This is a genomic window from Streptomyces sp. NPDC017095, assembly GCF_044332325.1.
Taxonomy (GTDB): Bacteria; Actinomycetota; Actinomycetes; order Streptomycetales; family Streptomycetaceae; genus Streptomyces.
Map to the genome: position 1 here is coordinate 14986 of NZ_JBIROU010000012.1, position 17369 is coordinate 32354.

General features: G+C 73.7%; 14 protein-coding genes. 6 read left to right on the forward strand and 8 right to left on the reverse strand.

Translation table 11 applies throughout. From position 1 onward, the window contains the following. Positions 1-52: 52 nt before the first annotated feature. The 3 genes from ACH4OA_RS23575 to ACH4OA_RS23585 are packed head-to-tail and all read right to left on the reverse strand — an operon-like array spanning position 53 to position 3284. A complete protein-coding gene (locus ACH4OA_RS23575; protein WP_397970599.1) occupies positions 53-1273 on the reverse strand; it encodes a ferritin-like domain-containing protein in 1221 nt (406 codons plus the stop codon). Next, positions 1270-2124 (reverse strand): phosphate/phosphite/phosphonate ABC transporter substrate-binding protein, encoded by an 855-nt coding sequence (locus ACH4OA_RS23580; protein WP_397970601.1) that lies wholly within the window; start codon positions 2122-2124, stop codon positions 1270-1272. Before ACH4OA_RS23580 ends, ACH4OA_RS23575 begins: the two co-directional genes overlap by 4 nt. Next, positions 2121-3284 carry an acyl-CoA dehydrogenase family protein gene (locus ACH4OA_RS23585; RefSeq protein ID WP_397970604.1) on the reverse strand — a complete coding sequence of 388 codons (1164 nt, stop codon included), beginning with the start codon at positions 3282-3284 and terminating at the stop codon, positions 2121-2123. Before ACH4OA_RS23585 ends, ACH4OA_RS23580 begins: the two co-directional genes overlap by 4 nt. Positions 3285-3765: 481 nt before the next feature. On the opposite strand from ACH4OA_RS23585, the gene coxB reads away from it, so the two are divergent. The 4 genes from coxB to ACH4OA_RS23605 are packed head-to-tail and all read left to right on the forward strand — an operon-like array spanning position 3766 to position 6985. Continuing rightward, complete coding sequence (gene coxB, locus ACH4OA_RS23590; RefSeq protein WP_397970606.1) at positions 3766-4410, forward strand: cytochrome c oxidase subunit II; 645 nt, start codon at positions 3766-3768, stop codon at positions 4408-4410. Continuing rightward, positions 4407-6083, forward strand: coding sequence for a cbb3-type cytochrome c oxidase subunit I (locus ACH4OA_RS23595; protein WP_397970608.1), 1677 nt, complete (start codon positions 4407-4409; stop codon positions 6081-6083). Before coxB ends, ACH4OA_RS23595 begins: the two co-directional genes overlap by 4 nt. Continuing rightward, on the forward strand, positions 6080-6439 hold the full coding sequence (locus ACH4OA_RS23600) for a hypothetical protein (protein ID WP_397970610.1): 360 nt from the start codon (positions 6080-6082) through the stop codon (positions 6437-6439). The genes ACH4OA_RS23595 and ACH4OA_RS23600 overlap by 4 nt, the downstream gene beginning before the upstream one ends. Before the next feature lie 6 nt (positions 6440-6445). Next, positions 6446-6985 (forward strand): hypothetical protein, encoded by a 540-nt coding sequence (locus ACH4OA_RS23605; protein ID WP_397970612.1) that lies wholly within the window; start codon positions 6446-6448, stop codon positions 6983-6985. Positions 6986-7063: 78 nt separating this feature from the next. Here the strand turns inward: ACH4OA_RS23605 and nrfD are convergent, their stop codons facing one another. The 3 genes from nrfD to ACH4OA_RS23620 are packed head-to-tail and all read right to left on the reverse strand — an operon-like array spanning position 7064 to position 10867. Continuing rightward, the gene (nrfD, locus tag ACH4OA_RS23610; protein WP_397970615.1) at positions 7064-8113 is read right to left on the reverse strand and encodes an NrfD/PsrC family molybdoenzyme membrane anchor subunit; all 1050 of its coding nucleotides are present in this window, start codon (positions 8111-8113) and stop codon (positions 7064-7066) included. Then, the gene (locus tag ACH4OA_RS23615; protein WP_397970617.1) at positions 8110-9147 is read right to left on the reverse strand and encodes a 4Fe-4S dicluster domain-containing protein; all 1038 of its coding nucleotides are present in this window, start codon (positions 9145-9147) and stop codon (positions 8110-8112) included. The genes nrfD and ACH4OA_RS23615 overlap by 4 nt, the downstream gene beginning before the upstream one ends. A gap of 16 nt (positions 9148-9163) precedes the next feature. Next, positions 9164-10867 carry a cytochrome bc complex cytochrome b subunit gene (locus ACH4OA_RS23620; protein ID WP_397970619.1) on the reverse strand — a complete coding sequence of 568 codons (1704 nt, stop codon included), beginning with the start codon at positions 10865-10867 and terminating at the stop codon, positions 9164-9166. Between the two features lie 153 nt (positions 10868-11020). On the opposite strand from ACH4OA_RS23620, the gene ACH4OA_RS23625 reads away from it, so the two are divergent. Beyond that, positions 11021-12805: a thiamine pyrophosphate-binding protein gene (locus tag ACH4OA_RS23625; RefSeq protein WP_397970621.1), complete on the forward strand. Its 1785-nt coding sequence runs from the start codon at positions 11021-11023 to the stop codon at positions 12803-12805. A gap of 127 nt (positions 12806-12932) precedes the next feature. Here the strand turns inward: ACH4OA_RS23625 and ACH4OA_RS23630 are convergent, their stop codons facing one another. Then, positions 12933-13883 (reverse strand): cupin domain-containing protein, encoded by a 951-nt coding sequence (locus ACH4OA_RS23630; RefSeq protein ID WP_397970624.1) that lies wholly within the window; start codon positions 13881-13883, stop codon positions 12933-12935. Between the two features lie 73 nt (positions 13884-13956). Between ACH4OA_RS23630 and ACH4OA_RS23635 the strand changes: the two genes are divergently transcribed. Beyond that, positions 13957-14973 (forward strand): SDR family NAD(P)-dependent oxidoreductase, encoded by a 1017-nt coding sequence (locus ACH4OA_RS23635; protein WP_397970627.1) that lies wholly within the window; start codon positions 13957-13959, stop codon positions 14971-14973. Positions 14974-15643: 670 nt separating this feature from the next. On the opposite strand, the gene ACH4OA_RS23640 is transcribed toward ACH4OA_RS23635, so the two are convergent. Next, positions 15644-17191 carry a protein kinase gene (locus ACH4OA_RS23640; protein ID WP_397970630.1) on the reverse strand — a complete coding sequence of 516 codons (1548 nt, stop codon included), beginning with the start codon at positions 17189-17191 and terminating at the stop codon, positions 15644-15646. Positions 17192-17369: the final 178 nt, after the last annotated feature.

Below are 17369 nucleotides of genomic sequence, written 5' to 3' on the forward strand. Positions count from 1 at the left end.
TCAGGGCGCCACCTCCGGCCGAGCCGTGGGCAGACCGGGTGCGGACGCGCACTCACATGAAGTTGCGGGTGTGGAGGAGGGACAGCTCGGCGGCCTCGTCGTCGGGGAAGCCCAGGCGTGCCAGGCGATGGCGCCTGCCCTCGTCCATGTCCGCCCGCAACCGCCGCACCGCCTGCCAGCCGCCCGCGAGCGCCTCGGGAGCCCACGATCCGGCGGCCAGCAGGACCAGCGCGTCGGACACGTCCTGATTGAGCCCGGCGGTGCCGGCGAGCGCGTCGTGGCGGCGTTCGACGGCGGCCCGCAGCCGGCCGCGCAGCCGGGGATCGCTCTTCGCGCGGTGCTCCAGGTGGCCCACCCCGAAGGCGACGTGCCGGCTCTCGTCCTGCCGTACCAGGTGACTGATCCGCCGGGTCACCGGATCGGGAGCGTGCCGCTCCAGGAACGCCAGCAGGCTGAGGAAGCTGCCTTCCCCGAGCACCGACAGCAGGAAGGAGGCGAGGGAGAAGTCCGGTTCGGCGAGCAGGGTCGTCAGGGAGGCCCGTCCGCCCACCGAGGAGGTGCCCATGACGTCGCCCCTGAGCAGGGCCCGCCGGGTGAAGACCTCCACGTGCCGGGCCTCGTCGGCGGCCTGCACGGCGAGCAGTTGCAGCACCTCGCGGAAGTGGGGATGCACCTGGACGAGCAGCCGGGCGGGCACGACCAGGGCGGCCTGTTCGTTCTCGACGAGGTACGTCATCACCTGCACGACGGCGGCCTCCACCTCGTCCGGCAGGGTGAAGGGCGCGTCCCAGGGCACCGCGGTCCACGGGTCCCACTGGGCGGCGGCGGCCTGCCGGTACAGCCGCGGTGCCAGGTCGCTCCAGACCACGTCCCGGTCGGTGACGGGGAAGAACACCTCGGGGCCGCCGGCCTCGACCAGCGCGCCCCGCGCGGCCAGCCCCCAGTGCGGCTCGGCCCGCCCGGCCGCCCGGCCGGGCCCGGGGCCGCCGGCGCGCTCGGCGCCCGCCCAGCGCGCCGCCGCGGTGCCGCTCCGGCGGACCCGGGCCCGGACCGGAGCGTCACCGGGCTCCGCGGGACGGACGGTGTGCCCCTCGCGGCGGCACCACGCGGTCAGGTGCACCACGAGTGCCGGGTCGCGGCCGGCGACCGCCACCTCGCCGCCCGCGGGCACCCGGTCCAGGGCCCTGCGCAGCAGCAGCCGGGCGCCGCCTTCCAGAGGCAGGTCGCCCAGGTCGACCGCCGCCGCGCCGGGCGGTGTGCCGTGCGAGGTCACGGCCGGTACCCGACGGCGGTGACCCGGCCCCCGGCGTCGTAGAAACCCGTGTCGTCCACGGCGGCGGACAACTGCGCGTAACCGCTCTCGCGCCCCGGCAGCCACCGGGTCAGCCCCTCCAGGTCGAGCAGGTGGCGCACCTCCGGGTCGGCATAGGACATGGACAGCAGCGACTCCGTCAGCCGGCGGGCCGGCGCCGCGCCGAGCGAGGGTCCGGACGCCAGGACGCAGTGGTCGTAGGGCGGGGTCCGGCTCAGCAGGCGGGTGGAGCCCGGCGGCAGGACGCCCTCCTCGCCGAACAGGAGGTGATGGGAGTCGACGACGCAGGCGGCCGCCGCTTCGCCCGCCATCAGGGCGCGTACCGCCTCCCGCTCCCCGCCGACGTGGTCGCCGTGCAGGCCGACCCCGACGTCGTGGCGTCTGACGTCGAAGTCGACGCCCGCCACCAGGCCCTGCTCGCGCAGGTGCCGCAGCGGGAGCAGCGTCGCCTGCGGGGAGTCCACCGCGCCGACGGCCACCGTCTCGCCCTTGAGGTCGGCCACGGAGCGGACCGGCCCGTCCGCGCGCACCACGACGACCGAGGTCAGGTCCCGGTCGGTGTCGCGCATGACGAGCGGCTCGACCCGTACGCCCGCCGCCGCGGCGAGCCGGCGGGTGCGCAGCCAGGCCAGCGGCGAGTGCCAGGCCACGTCGATCCGGCCGCCGGCCAGGTCCTCGGCCTGCCGTTCGTAGTGGCTGTAGAGCACGAAGTCGAAGTCCAGCCCCCGCCCGAGCAGCCACTCCCGGAAGCCGGACCAGATCGTCACCACTTTCGGGTCGTACGCGACGGCCCCCAGCACGATCCCGCTCACCTCGCCTCCTCGAACAGCGGCAGACCGAGGCCGGCACGGCCGCAGAAGTCGTACAGCGCCTCGGTGGTCGGTGCCATCACCCGCGCCGCGAGCGCGTCCCGGAACCGGCGCTCCACCCCCAGCTCCCGGCGGAACGCCGAACCGCCGCACAGGCGCATCGCGCCGTCCGCCGTGTCGGCCGCCGTCTCCGCGGCGAGCGCCTTGACCTGGAGCACCTGAAGCATCGCGTCGGAACGCCCGGTCTCCACGGCGGTGAGGGCGTCGTCGAGCAGAGCGCGGGCGGCGTCGGCGCGCAGCCGCAGGGCCGCGTAGTCGCGCCGGGCCACCGGCTGGTGCGCCAGGGACTCGCCCAGGTGCTCCAGGCGGGTCTCCCGCAGGTGCCGCGCGGTCATCTCCAGCAGCGTGTCCGCCACCCCGAGGGAGAAGGCGGCGCTGAGCGTCAGGAAGCAGGGCAGCACCACGCCGAGGGCGATGGCCAGGCCCTCGCCGTCGGGGCCGAGCGCGGCCCGGCGCGGTACCCGTACGCCCTCCGCGGTGACCGGGCTGGAGGCGTTGCCGCGCAGTCCGAACCCGTCGTAGTCACCGCGGACCTCCAGTCCCGGGCTGCCGGCGGGCAGCAGCCACAGGCTCATGCCGCCCGCCGCCGCGTCCAGGGGCCTGCTCGACCACACGTAGCTGTCCGCCTCGCCGGCCGAGGTGACCCATGACTTGCGGGCGTCCAGCCGTACGGCTCCCGCGCCGTCGGGGACGGCGGTGCCGACGGGGGCCCAGAAGTGGCTGCGCGAGCCGTGCTCGGAGAACGCGAGCGTGGTCAGGTGGTGTCCCGTCGCGATCGCGCGCCGAACCTCGTCGTCGCCGTGGGCCTCGATGACGGTCACGGCCGCGTAGTGCATCAGCACCACCATGGCCGTGGACCCGCAGACCCCCGCCAGCCTGCCGACGACCGCCGCGGCCTGCCGCAGGTCCCCGCCCGCTCCGCCGTGCGCGGGGGAGCTCAGCAGACCGAGCACCCCCGCCTCCGCCAGGGTGCGGACACCGGTCCGCGGGAAGACGCCGGCGCGGTCGACCTCCTCGGCGAGCGGCTGGACCACCTCACGCACCACGGCGTCCCAGTGCTCGGGCACGAGACCCGCAGGCGGCGCTTCGGCGATCTGCGACATGGTGTCTCCTCCGGACGTGACTCACTGACCGTGCGTTGTCGTCCTTCACCCAAGCAGCCACGCCGCCGCCGACGCTCGGTGCACGCCACGGCATACGCGAAACGGCACCCGGAACGGTGAACCTCCTCGTCCCGGCCGGCGACCGCGCGCCGGAGCCGGAAGCGGCCGGCTCACGGCTCCGGCTGCTCCCTGCGTGCCTGACGCCGGTGCCGGTCGTGCCAGGCGAGGGCACGACGGATCCGAACCACTCGCGGGCGGGGTGCGCGGCGGAGGAGCCGGGCAGGCAGGGGTGCGCTTCGTCCTGCGGTGTGTCCGCTCGCGGACTGTCCGGCCTGCCCGTAATGTCCGCATGGCCCCGGTCCCGGCCCGAGGGCCGGAGTGAGCGGACGGCTGACGCGGGTCTCCTCCCAGCGGCCGGGTTGACACGTCCGGACGGACCGGATCGACCCGGCGCGGCCGTCTAGGAGGGAAGGACGGCACGGTGAGACAGCGGCACATCTTCGGCCAGGTGTTCGCGCTGGAGACGGTCATCGCGAGCGTGGTGTTCCTCGCGGTGCTGGCGGTGTTCGGCTACGCGGTGCTCCGGCGGCGGGCCGGCCGGCCGGTGGACCCCTCGCAGCGCGCCGAACGCCCGCGTCTGGAGACGTACTACGTCGCCGTGCTGGGTGCCTTCGCCGTGTTCCTGGTGGCGTGGACGGCCTGGCAGAACCACCGTGAGCACCAGTCGGCCGAGCGCCCCGCGGTACGCGTCGACGTCACCGGATTCCAGTGGTGCTGGACGTTTCGCTACCCCCAGGCCGCCGAGCGGCGCAGCGTCTCGGGAACCTGCCGGGGCGACGATCTGCCGACCCTGGTGGTGCCGACCGGACGTCCCGTCCGGCTGAACCTGACGGCGAGGGACGTCATCCATTCTCTGTGGGTGCCGGACCTGCGGTACAAGATGGACGCCTTCCCCGACCACACCAACACCTTCACCCTCACCATGAACCGGGAGGGCCGCTGGATGGGCAAGTGCGCCGAGTTCTGCGGGCACCGGCACTACGCGATGCACTTCTGGCTCAAGGCGGTGTCGCCGGGGGAGTACGACACGTGGCTGCACGGCGGCGGCCAGGGAGCGGCGGCGTGACGTCGGCGCCGCCCGCCACCGAGGAGGCCGGGGCGGGCGGGCCCGTGGCGCCGGGCGGCTGGCCGGGCTGGGTGACCAGCACCGACCACAAGCGGATCGGACTGCTCACCATCGGCACCTCGCTGGTGCTGTTCGTCCTCGTCGGCATCCTGGCGCTGATCATGCGCGCCCAACTGGCCCGGCCGGAGCAGGAACTGGTGGGCGTGGACACCTACAACCAGCTGTTCACCATCCACGGCTCCGGCATGATCTACATGGTGCTCACCCCGTTCGCCCTCGGCATGGGCGTGTATCTGGTGCCGTTGCAGATCGGCGCGCCCGGCATCGCCCTGCCGAAGCTCACCCTTCTGGGCTACTGGCTCTACGTGTTCGGCGCCATCGTCATGCTGGCGGGCTTCGCGACGCCGAACGGAGCGCACGCCGACGGCTGGTTCTCCTACCCCCCGATGGCGGACAGCGTCCACTCGCCCGGCATCGGCTCGGACCTGTGGATCGTCGGGGTGTTCCTCGCGGTCACCGGCACGATCCTCATGGGCTGGGCCGTGCTGTGGACGGTGCTGCGCAAGCGTACGCACGGGATGACGATGCTGCGCATGCCGGTGTTCTCCTGGTCGATGACCGCCACCTGCCTGATGGTGATCGGCGCGTTCCCCGCCCTGCTCGCCGCGCTCGTCGTGCTCGCCGTGGGCCGCGCGGACCCGGGTCTGTTCGCCTCCAACGCCTGGAACATCGGCTACCAGCACCTGTTCTGGTTCTACGGCCACCCCGTGGTGTACGTGATGTTCTTCCCGTACCTGGCCGCCGTGGCCGAGGTGCTGGCCGTCTTCTCCGGGCGCCGCTTCTTCGGCTACCGCGGCACCGTGCTGTCCCTGCTGGTCTTCGCCGCGCTGTCCATGAGCGTCTGGGGTCACCACATGTTCGCCACCGGCCAGGCCGCCAACGACTACTACTCGCTGACGTCGATCCTGCTGCTGGTGCCCGCCGGTGTGGAGTACTTCGGCATGCTGGGCACCATCGCCGGCGGCCGGCTGCGCTTCCGGCCCCCGATGCTGTTCGCCCTCGCCTTCGTTCCGCAGTTCCTCATCGGCGGACTCACCGGCATCATGGTCGGCACCCCGGTCATCGACTACCACGTCACCGACAGCTACTTCGTCGTGGCCCACCTGCACTACGTGCTGTTCGCCGGCAGCGCGTTCGGCCTGTTCGCCGCGGTCTACTTCTGGTTCCCGAAGGTCAGCGGCGTGATGCTGAGCGACCGCGGCGGACGCCTGCACTTCTGGCTGCTCGTCCTCGGCACCAACCTCACCTTCCTGCCCATGTTCGCCCTCGGCTACGAGGGGATGCCGCGCCGCGTGTGGACCTACGCCGCCTTCGACGGCTTCGGCCTGCTCAACCTGCTCTCCAGTATCGGTGCGGCCTTCCTCGCCGCGGCCACGGTGGTCTTCGTCGTGAACGTCCTGTGGACCCTGCGGCAACGGGGCCGCGGCCGCGCCGTACCGGCGCCGGACGACCCCTGGGGCGCCCACACACTGGAGTGGGCCACCACCTCCCCGCCGCCCCGGTACAACTTCGGCCCCGGTCACCCGGTCCCGCCCATCCCCAGCTTCGCCCCCCTGCTGGACCTGCGGCAGCGCCGGCAGGAGGAAGCCGCCGGCGACGGGAGCCGGCCGTGAAGCGCCATCCGGCCTTCCTGGTCGTGGCCGGCTGGGGCGGGCTCAACGCCGTTCTGCTGGCGGTGCTGGTGCTGTACGGCGAGAGCGCGCTGACGTACTGGCTGTGGGGCGCGTCCGTGGCCGGGCTGGAACTGGCCGCCCTGCTCGTGCTCGTGTCCTCCCGTGCCGGACCCGAGCAGCACGTCCGGTACCGGCTGCCGGACCGGGGCGCCGGTGCCGCGCTGCCCGCCGCGCTCGGCTGCGTGCTGACCGCGCTGGTCTTCGTGTACGGGCTGTGGCTGTTGGCCCTCGCCGTACCGCTGCTGGCCGTGGCGCTGGCCCTCTTCGTGCGGGGCACCGCGGCCCGGGAGGAGTGAACCGCGATGGACCACTCGGCGCACACGGCCCCGCTGTCGTCCGTGGCCGCGATGGCCTGGTCCGGCTTCGCCCTGGCCGCGGTGGTGCCGGGCGCCCTCTGGCTCGCCCGCCGGTCGCCGCTGTGGGAACGGGTGAGTCTGCCGCCGGGCGTGGCCGTCCCGCTGCTGGTGCTGCTGCACGCCTGGGCGGTCCTCGGCGGCCTCGTGGGCCTCGCGCCCCCGGCCGGGCCGTTCGTGACGGAACCGGTCCTGCTGGCGGGAGCGGTGCTGTTCTGGGTGCCCGTCGTGGCCCGCACCCGGCACCGGCTCAGCGCCCCGGGCCGGTGCCTGTACCTGTTCCTGACGGCGCCGCTGCTCGACCTGCCCGTGCTCGGGACCATCGCCGCCGGGCACGCGGCCGAGGGCATCGCCATGATCGTCGCGATGCTGCCGTTGAGTGTCACGGCCGCCGTACTGACCTGGACGTGGGTCACCCGGGAGGAGCGGCTGGCCGGGGCTGCGGACGGCCGGCCCCTGCCGGTGCCGGGCGGTGCTCCGCCTGCCTGAGGACGGTTCCGCCCAGGTCCCGGTCCTCGGCCGACGGGACGCCCACCGCCCGGCGGCTCGGCGCCGCGGCGGGCCGGCTCACGGGGCCGGGGGAGTGCTGTCGGGCAGCGCGGCCCGCTCCCGGGCCTCCAGGCGCTCCCGCTGCGGCAGCACCGTGTACTTGGGATCCTCGGCCGAAACCACCCCGGCGTGGAAGACGCCGAACCGGAGCGCCGCGGAACCGGCGAGCAGGGCGGCACCCGCCACCGCGGCGACCGGCCGGCTGCGTCCGGCCCCCAGGGCGGCCAGCGCCGCGCCCCCGGCCGTGAGCATCTCGGCGGCGCGCAGCAGCCCGTGCGGTCTGCCCTTCTCGAACGGCTCCGCCGCCAGGCCCATGTGCCGCTTCATCACCTGGAACGAGCCGAGTTCGAGCACGGCGCCGAGAACGGCCGTCCGGCGCGCGGGCCCCGTCTCCCGCACCGGTACGCCCACCAGGGCGAGGCCGGCCGCGGCGGTGGCCCCGGAGCCGGCGAAGACGAACGGCATCTCCCGGTACCCCTCGTGCCAGGACGGCACGGCGGTGTCGCAGACCAGCACGGCGGTATAGGTGGCGACGGCCGTGCCCAGCACGGCGGCGGACGCCGTGGCGGCGGCACCCGCCAGGCGGCAGCGGCCCGTGACGTCGGCGGCCACGGCGGCCATCGTGAGCGGCGCGTAACCCGTCAGCAGCCACGACCCGACGCTCATCGGGGAGGTGGGCTTGAACACGCGGAGCATGTTGAGGAACCGGGCGGGGCGGCCGAGGTCGTGCACCAGGGCGGCCAGCGAGAGCGTGATGCCGCCCGCCGCCCCGAACTTCGCCGTCCGGGCCAGTGCGGGACGGCCGGTGACGTGGGCCCCCGCGGCCAGGAGCGACGACCCGCCGGCCAGACCTCCGAGGTACAGGTAGCCCGCGATGTCCAGGGCCTTCCACGTCGGCTTGTTCAGGACCGGCTTGCCGTAGTACGAGGAGAACGCGGCGTCGGGCACCATCGCGCGCTCGCCCCGGCCGCGGCGCCGCCGGCGCCGCCCGGCCCGGCTGCCCGTCAGGGCGTCGCGTCCGGGGCGGGCGCCCTCCATCCCGTCACGGGTGACGTCGGACTCGCTCATCGCGGCCTCCTGGCGAAACCGGCGGCGGCCAGGACGGCGAGCGCGGCCGCGGCCGCGGCGGCGTGCCGCCACATGGCGGGCAGATCACGGGTGGTCACCACCGGGTCGGGCGGCAGCCCGTACACCTCCGGTTCGTCGAGCAGCAGGAAGAACGCGCCGTCCCCGCCGACGCCGTCCGCCGGGTCCTCGCCGTACAGACGCGCGTCCGTGACCCCGGCCGCGTGCAGCCGGGCGACCCGGGCGGCGGCACGTTCCCGCAGCTCGTCCAGCGGGCCGAACTGGATGGAGTCGGTCGGACACGCCTTGGCGCAGGCGGGTTCCATGCCGACGCCGAGCCGGTCGTAGCACAGCGTGCACTTCCACACCCGGCCGTCGTCGGGACGCTGGTCGATGACGCCGTACGGACAGGCGGGTACGCAGTAGCCGCAGCCGTTGCAGATGTCCTCCTGGACGACGACCGTGCCGAACTCGGTGCGGAACAGCGAGCCGGTGGGGCACACGTCGAGGCACGCGGCGTGGGTGCAGTGCTTGCAGACGTCCGAGGACATCAGCCAGCGCAGTTCGGTGCGTCCGTCGGGCGCGAGGGGCGAGACCTGCCCGGCCGGCGCCCCGGCGGGCGCCCGCGCGCCGGAGGGCGCGGGCGCGGTGGCGCCCGGGCCGGGCGAGGACGGGGAGGTGCCCAGGCCGCGGGCGGCGGCGAACACGTCGACGTGGTCGTGGGAGACGCCGGGTTCCTGCCCGCCCAGCGGCTTGCGCTGCTCGACGAAGGCCACGTGCCGCCAGGTGTCGGCGCCGAGGCCCTGGGTGTTGTCGTAGGACATGCCGGTCAGTTCCAGGCCGTCCTCGGGGATCGCGTTCCACTCCTTGCACGCGACCTCGCACGCCTTGCAGCCGATGCACACGGACGTGTCCGTGAAGAAGCCCAGGCGCGGCGGCGCTTCGGGATACCCGGCGGCGCGCGCCACCTCCGGCTGCGGGCCGGACAGCAGGTTCCCGTCCGTCGCGGCCGCCCGTGCCCCGGTGTCGTCCGTCATGACCGGACCTCCTCGCTCATGCGTCGTCGGCCTCGCGGGCCTCGCCCGGCGCGGCCCGTACGACGTCGATCTGCTGTCGCTGCCGCGCGGTGACGGGCAGCCCGACCCGCTCGCCGAAGTACCAGTGGCTCAGCGCGTTGCGGACGCGGTGCCTGCGGAACCAGCGCCACGCCTCGGTGCCGTGCGCCAGGGGACGCGGCTCGTCGCGCACGACGATGCGGTACGTCTCGGCCGCGGGCAGCAGTGTCCGCGCCTCCTGGTACCCGCCGTCCGCGTTCCGGCGTACCTCCCCGGCCGTCCGTCCGTGCAGCAGCCGTCGGCGGTCGGCCGCCTGGAGTCCCAGGCACGCGCGTTTCGTGGCGTGGTAGGCGACCAGGGGCAGCACGAACAGCGCCGTGCGGAAGCCGTAGGTCAGGACTTCCAACGGCACCTTGAACACATGGGTGAACACGTCCTGGCCGCCGGCCAGGAGCAGCACCGCGTAGGCGGAGACGGCGGCCGCGCCCAGGGCGGCACGCGTGGGCTGGTTGCGCGGCCGGTCGCACAGGTGCTGCTCGGGTCCGGGTCCGGTGACCCACCGTTCGAAGAACGGATAGCCGTAGAGGACCACGAAGAGCAGGGTGGGCAGGACCACGGCGGGCAGGAAGACGTCCCACACGATGGTGTGTCCGGCGAGGTCCGTCTCCACGCCGGGCATCAGCCGCAGCGCGCCCTCCAGGAAGCCCACGTACCAGTCGGGCTGGGCGTCGATGGACACCTGGTCGGCCCGGTAGGGACCGAAACTCCACACCGGGTTGATCTGCATCAGGGCCGCCATCAGGGTGAGGACCCCGGCCACGACGAAGAACAGGCCGACGGACTTGGCGGTGTACTGCGGGACGAAGGGCTTGCCGGCCACGTTGCGGTTGGTGCGGCCGGGCGCGGCCCAGTGGGTGTGCTTGTGGTAGACGACGAAGCCCAGGTGGACCACGACCAGGGCCAGCAGCAGTCCGGGCAGCAGCAGGATGTGCGCCACGTACATGCGCGGGATGATCTCGTGCCCGGGGAACTGGCCGCCGAAGACGAAGAACGCCAGGTAGGTGCCGACGACCGGGATCGACAGCATGATGCCCTGGGTCGTGCGCAGGCCGGTGCCCGACAGCAGGTCGTCGGGGAGCGAGTACCCGCAGAACCCCTCCAGCAGGGCCAGCAGGAACAGCGTCACGCCGATCGTCCAGTTCACCTCACGGGGCCGCCTGAAGGCCCCGGTGAAGAAGATCCGCAGCAGGTGGACACCGATCGCGGCCACGAAGACCAGCGCCGCCCAGTGGTGGATCTGCCGGGTCAGCAGACCGCCGCGCACGTCGAAACTGATGTCCAGCACGGAGGCGTACGCCTCCGACGTCCGCACGCCCCGCAGCGGCAGGTACGAGCCGGTGTACGGGCCCTCGGTCATGCCGGGATGGAAGAAGAAGGTCAGGAAGACGCCGGTGACGACGAGCACGACGAGGCAGTACAGCGCGATCTCGCCGAGCAGGAACGACCAGTGGTCCGGGAACGCCTTGCGCAGGAACGCCCGGCCTGCGGAGGAGACCGGCAGCCGCTTGTCGAGCGCGGTCACCACACGTTCGCCCCAGGCCGGCGACGGGGCCGACTCGTCCTCGTGAGACACCGCCACGGTGTGTCGCCCTTTCCGCCGCCCGGCCCCGCGGACTGCCCGCCGTGTCCAATCGCCCACCATGCGTTCCGAGCCTCGCACGCGAGCCCCGGTGGCGCGCGGCCGAAGCGGCGTCCGGGGCCGGGCGGAGTGCTCGGGGAGCGCCCGCCCGTTTGCCGGGGCGGCCCCCTGGCTACCCGGAGCGGCGTCGACGGCCCCCGAGAGCTGGAGGTGCGCGTGACCAGCGTCTCCGCATACGTCGCGGCGCGGCTGCGGGCCTGGGGCGTGGACCGGGTGTTCGGTACGCCAGGACCGGACGTGGACCCCCTGGTCGCCGTACTGCGCGGCGGGCGGCCGGCCCCCGAGTTCATCCAGGTACGGCACGAGGAATCGGCCGCTCTCATGGCATGCGCGCACGCCAAACTCACCGGACGCGCGGGCTGCTGCCTCGCCCCGCCCGGACCCGGCGCGCTGCGCCTGCTCAGCGGTCTGTACGACGCGGCACTCGACCGTCAGCCCGTGGTGGCGCTGGTCGGCGAGGAACCGGTACCTCCCGGCGCCGGCCGTCAGCGACGCACCGTTTCGGCTGCCCACCTCTTCGCCCAGGTGTCGGAGTACTCCGAGCGGGTGACCGATCCGGCCCTGATCGGTGACGCCCTGGACCGTGCGCTGCACGCCGCGCTCGGCGGCCGGGGAGTGGCCACCCTGATCGTCTCCCGTCCCGTCTTGGAGGCCGAGGCGCCGTCGGAGCCACGCGGTGCGGAGGCCACCTCGTCACCTCTCCCGGTGCGCCCACCGGTGCGGCCGCCGGACGAACAGGTGCGGCGCGCGGCCGGCGTCCTGAACGCCGGCCGCAGAGCCGCCGTGGTCGTCGGGCCGGACGCGGCCGGAGCCGCCGGCCGCATCACCGAAGTGGCCGAACGGCTCGGCGCGGGTGTCGCCAAGACGCCCTCGGGCCGCGACGTCCTTCCGGACGACCTGCCGTACGTGGCGGGCGTGGCCGCCTCGTTCGGCAGCGCGCCCGCGGCCTCCCTGGTCCGCGACTGCGACACCCTGCTCCTCGTCGGGGCGCACGACTTCGACACCGGTCTGCTGCCCGGCCCCGGCCCGCAGCGCCGCGTCGTCACCCTCGACGTGGACTCGGGTGCCTGTCCCGTCGACGCGGACGCGCTTTCCGCCGTTCAGGTGACGGGCGATGTCGCCCTGGCGTTGGAGACGCTCCTGCCCCTGCTGCGCCGCCGGTCCGACCGCCGGTGGCGGGACGCGGTCGAGGACGCGGTGGCGCAGTGGCGCGCCGAGGGACAGGCGAAGGCGCGACGCTTCTTCGGTATGGCAGTCAGCCCTCGATCCGTGGTCGCCGAACTGTCCGCGCGGCTGCCGGACCACGCGATCGTCGTCACCGACACGGGCTCGGCCCTGGACTGGTGGACCCGGCACCTGCGGCTGCGCGCCGGAATGCGCGCCCTCCTCTCCAGACGCCTCGCCCTGCCCGGAGCGGCCGTCCCCTACGCGGTCGCCGCCCGGCTGGCCTGCCCCGACCGCCCGGTGATCGCCCTGGTCGGTGACGGGGCCCTGCAAGCGGGCGGCATGAACGAGCTGATCACCGTGCGACGGCACATCGAACGCCTCGCCGGCCTGTCCCCGGTGATCTTCTGCGTCCTGAACAACGAGGACCTCAGCCGGCTCACCTGGCAGCGGCGGCGGGACGCGGGAGACCCCCGCATCCCGGCCACCGGCGAGGTGCCCGCGGTGTCCTACGCGGGCTACACCGAACTGCTGGGCCTCCCCGCCGTCCGCTGTGTCCGCCCGGCGGACGTGGCGCTCGCCTGGGAGGAGGCACTGGCGGCCAGGGGCCCGGTGGTGCTGGAGTTCCTGGTGGACGGGGACATGCCGCCGGACTGGGCCGATCCGGACGACCGGGCCCACGGTGACCAGGGACCCCGGCTCCGGCACGCCGCAGACACCTCGTCATGGCGCGCACGCCTCACCGCCTCGGTGAACCGCCGTCTCGGATCGGCCTGACACGGGACTGGACGACACCGGGTCCCGTCATGCGCAGGCACGCGTCAGGCGAGCCGCGCACGGGTATGCGAGAGCGACCTCGTCCAACGCGGAGATTTCACGGTCCGAGTGGGCGTCCGAGGTGCTTCTACGCTCCGATACGTCGCTGACCTCCGGGTTCTTGCGTGCGTAGGCGCTGCCGATAGCGCAGGGGCGACAGTCCGACCTGGCGTTTGAACGCGGTGCTGAACGCGCTCTCGGAGGTGTATCCCAGCTCCGAGGCGAGGGCGCCGACCCGGACGTCGCCGTCGCGCAGTGCCTGTTGCGCGAGCAGCATCCGCCAGCGGCCGAGGTAGGCCAAGGGCGGGACGCCCGCCACGGTCCGGAAGCGTTCGGCGAACGAGGTGCGTGACATCGCCGCGGCGCGGGCCAGCTCCTCCAGGCCCCACGGCTTCCCGGGGTCGGCGTGCATGAGCGCCAGCGCCGGGCGCAACCGCTCGTCGGTCAGCACCCGCAGCCAGCCCGGGGGAAGTTCCGTCTGGCGGGCGTAGGCGCGGACCATCTCCAGCACGAGGAGCTGCACGTGCTGGCGGATCGCGAACTCCGCGCCGATCCGGCGTGTGCTCACCTCGTCGAACAGCCGGTGGACGGTGCCGCGCAGGTGCTGCGCGGTGGCGGCCGATCCCCGGACGTGTCCGACCGGTGGGAGCGCCTGTCGCAGCAGTGCCTGACCGGTCGGGTTGAGCTCGACCCGGCCACCGACCAGGACGTCGGCGGTGCCGAAGCCGGTCCCGAGGAGATCGGCCGAGGGGTCGTTCTCCTCGGGCAGGATCTCGCGGGGCGGCGCGTCGCCGGTGCCGCCTTCGAGCTCCAGCCACGTCCGGTTGTTCAGCACGGCGACGTCCCCCGGCCCGAGTTCGACCGGCGCGTCGATGCCGTCCGTGGTCAGCCGCGCACCACCACGCACCACGGCGAAGAACTTCAACGGGGTCCCGAGCGTCCCGCGCGAGACCCACCGGCCGTGTGCCGCGAACCCGCCGGAGAGCACACCGCGGACCTCGATGAGGTCGAACACCTCGGAGAGCTGATCTCTGTCCACCTCCGTACTGTCGCGAAAGAAACGCGGATCGACAAGCATTCGGAATCCGCGCACCGCGGCCCAGGCTGGAGGCATGACACCAAGCACCACGCATGCTCAGCACCCCGTCGGTTCCGGCTTCACTCCCGCGTCGACGGTCGACGACGTCCTGGAGGGCATCGACCTCACCGGCAAGAACGTGATCATCACCGGCGGGCACTCCGGGCTCGGACTGGTGGCCACCCGCGCGCTGGCCAAGGCCGGCGCACGGGTCACCATCGGCTCCCGCGACACCGACCGCGCCGAGCAGGCGGTCTCCGGAATCGGGGACGTCGAGGTCCGTCAACTGGACCTGCTCCAGCCCGATTCGATCGACGCCTTCGTCGCCCGCTACCTCGACTCCGGCCGGCCGCTCCACATCCTGATCAACAACGCGGGCTTCCCGGGCCTGGGCGGAATCGTGCGCGACGCGCGCGGCTACGAGGCGCAGTTCGCGGCCAACCACCTCGGCCACTTCCAGCTGACGCTGGGCCTGTACCCCGCACTGCGCGCAGCCGGCGGCGCCCGGGTCGTCACCACCACGTCGGGCGCCCAGCGCGTGTCCGACATCCTGTGGGACGACCCGCATTTCACCACCGGCCGGTACGACCCCGGCCTCGCCTATCCCCAGTCCAAGACCGCCAATGTGCTGTTCACGGTCGAGCTGGACCGTCGCTGGGCCGCCGACGGGATCCGTGCCTACGCCCCGCACCCGGGCATCGTGCCCGCCACGGCCTTCAACAGGTCGGTGGGCGAGGAGGCACAGCGGGCCATGGGCCTCATCGACGCATCCGGTGAGCCGGTCATCGACCCGGACCGGGGGAAGAAGACGCCGGAGCAGGGCGCCGCGACCATCGTGTTCGCGGCCACCAGCCCCCTGCTCGCCGACATCGGCGGCGTCTACCTCAACAACAGCGACATCTCACCGCTGGACGAGGACCCGAGGCCCGTCGACCTCACCGATCCCGACACCGAGGTCCCGGTCGACGTCGTACCCCACTCCATCGACCCCCGGTCCGCCCGACGCCTGTGGGAACTGAGCGAGCGCCTGATCAAGAGTCCCTCGGCCTGACTCGCCGGACGCTCGTAGCAGGCTGCCGTCGTTTGAGGGACGCGCCGCCCGGGGGTGTATCAGGTTTCGAGCTGTGCCGGTGCCGGGGAGACGGGCGCGGAGAGTGTGCGCAGGTCGTCGAAGGCCTGGAGGAGGTGGGCGTCCAGGCTCTGTGCGGGGTCGTCGATCCAGGCTTGGGCCGCGTGGTGGAAGGCGGCCCAGCGACTCGCGGGTGAGCCGCCTGGTCAGAAGCGTGATCGCGGCCCACGTGATCAGGGTTTCGGAGTGCTGGACGAGCCGTTCGCGTGCATACCGGCGGGCGTGCGTGATCCACGCGAGCGACCGTTCAGCGACCCAGCGGCGGTGTAGCGCCACGACGCCGGAGGCGTCGTTGCCCAGGGGGCGATCCCGCCGGCCGGCGGCGGCCACCAAGGAGTGGCAGGCGGTGACCAGGTAGGGGAACTCCACCGTACGGTCGATCTGCCACGCAGCCGGGGCGACGGGGCTGGTATACGGGGCACCAGCCGGGTGGCGTACTCGGCACCGATTCGCCATGACGCCGCGGTGACTACGGCCGTGCCCGCTCCGTCGCCGTTGCCCTACCCGGTCTTCATCGACGCGGTGGAACTCTGCGGAGGCCGTCCCGGAGCCGGGTCACCCCGGAGCAGGGCTGCCTCGGGCGTGACGCCGGTTACCGTTCGTTGCCCTTGTCGGGCTTGTCCGTGGCCTTCCCGGCTTTGTCGGCCTTCTCGGGCTTCCCCTGCTTCCTGTGCTTTCCGGCTTTCCCGGGCTTCCCGTTCTTCCCGGACTCGGTGTCCTCTGCGGGTTCTTTCCCGGAGGTCGGTGCCGTAGGGATGGTGGCGGAGGTGCGAGGGCCCGTCGGGTCCATGTTCCTGGGATCCGGTGCGGACTCCCCGGTGCGGTGGGACAGCGGGCTTGCGGGTGCGGGCGTGCCGGTGTCGGCGGCCGGTACCTCCGCGAGGGTGGTGGCGGCCGGGCCGGCGCTCTGCTCGCGGGTGGTGGCGGCCGGGCCGGCGCTCCGCTCGCGGGTGGGCTCATGGGACTGCCGGCCGGAAGCGTCGCGGGCGGAGGGCGTCGGTGCCGCGGATCCTGCGCCGCCGGTACCGGCCGTGCCCGGAAGCCGGTCCGTCGCCGACGGGCTCCCGGCGGCCCGTGTCGTTTCGCCGCCGCCTCCCTGGTGCCGGGTGCCGTCGGACGCGGCGATCGTGGTGGCCATGACGGCGGCCAGCGCGACGGCTCCGCCGGCGACCAGACGGCGTCCGCGGGCCGGCGCGGTCTTCGGCGGCGCCGTGTCGGTGGTCCAGGACGGGCGCCGGTGGGTGACGTCGGCCCGCACCGGTGTCTCCCGGGGGACCGGGCTCGTGACCCGGGCCGGTGCGGGAGCGGCCTCGGCCGTGCCGGCCAGGGCGTCCAGGGTCCGGGCGCAGTCGTCCGCCGAGGGGCGGGCCGGTACCTCCAGCGCTGTCATGTCCCGCAGCAGCTCCGCGAGTTGACCCGGCAGGGAGCCGGGCAGCTCGGGTCGGCGGTGGAGGCGTGCGATCGCGGACTCCAGGGGACCACCGTCGTACTCGACCCTGCTCGTGACGCATTCGAGGAGCACCAGGCCGAGGGCGTAGACATCGGCGGGCGGGCCGACGGGCTGCCCGAGCACCTGCTCGGGCGACAGATAGGCGGCCGTGCCGACCAGGGTGCCGGTGGCGGTGCGGGTGGTGGCGTCGAGCAGCCGCGAGATGCCGAAGTCGGTCAGATGGGGGCGGCCGGCCGCGTCCAGGATGATGTTCGAGGGTTTGACGTCCCGGTGGACGATGCCCGCCTCGTGCGCGTGGGCCAGAGCCCGGGCCAGGCCGGCACCGAGGGCGGCGGTTTCGCCGGGGGTGAGGGGTCCCGCGGCGATGCGGTGCTTCAGCGTGGGGCCTTCGATCAGCTCCATCACCTGGTAGGCGCGGCCGTTGTGCCGTCCGGCGTCGTAGACGGTGACCAGACCGGGGTGGTGCAGACGGGCGAGGATCACCGCCTCGTTGTGGAAGCTCTCCTCCAAGCCGGTGTCGGCGTCGGCGCGGAACATCTTGACTGCCACGGGCCGTCGCAGACGCAGGTCGAAGCCGCGGTGGACGACGCCGGCGCCGCCCGATCCGATGACCGCGTCCAGGCGATACCGCCCGGCCAGCACTTCAGCGGAGCACCTGGCCAGTGCCCCGGTCGGCCGGCGGAACGTCATGTCGTCTCCCAGCTTCAACGGGTGCCGCGTAGGGGCCTTCCGTTACCGAAGGCGCCCGGACCCGCGTACCCGGGACACGCCGGACTACCCCTGCGGCGGCCGGTCGTCGTGACGACGCGCGGCACCGGGGCAGTCCTGCCGGCCCCGCGCGACTGTCCGTCAGCCGTTCTCCGGAGGA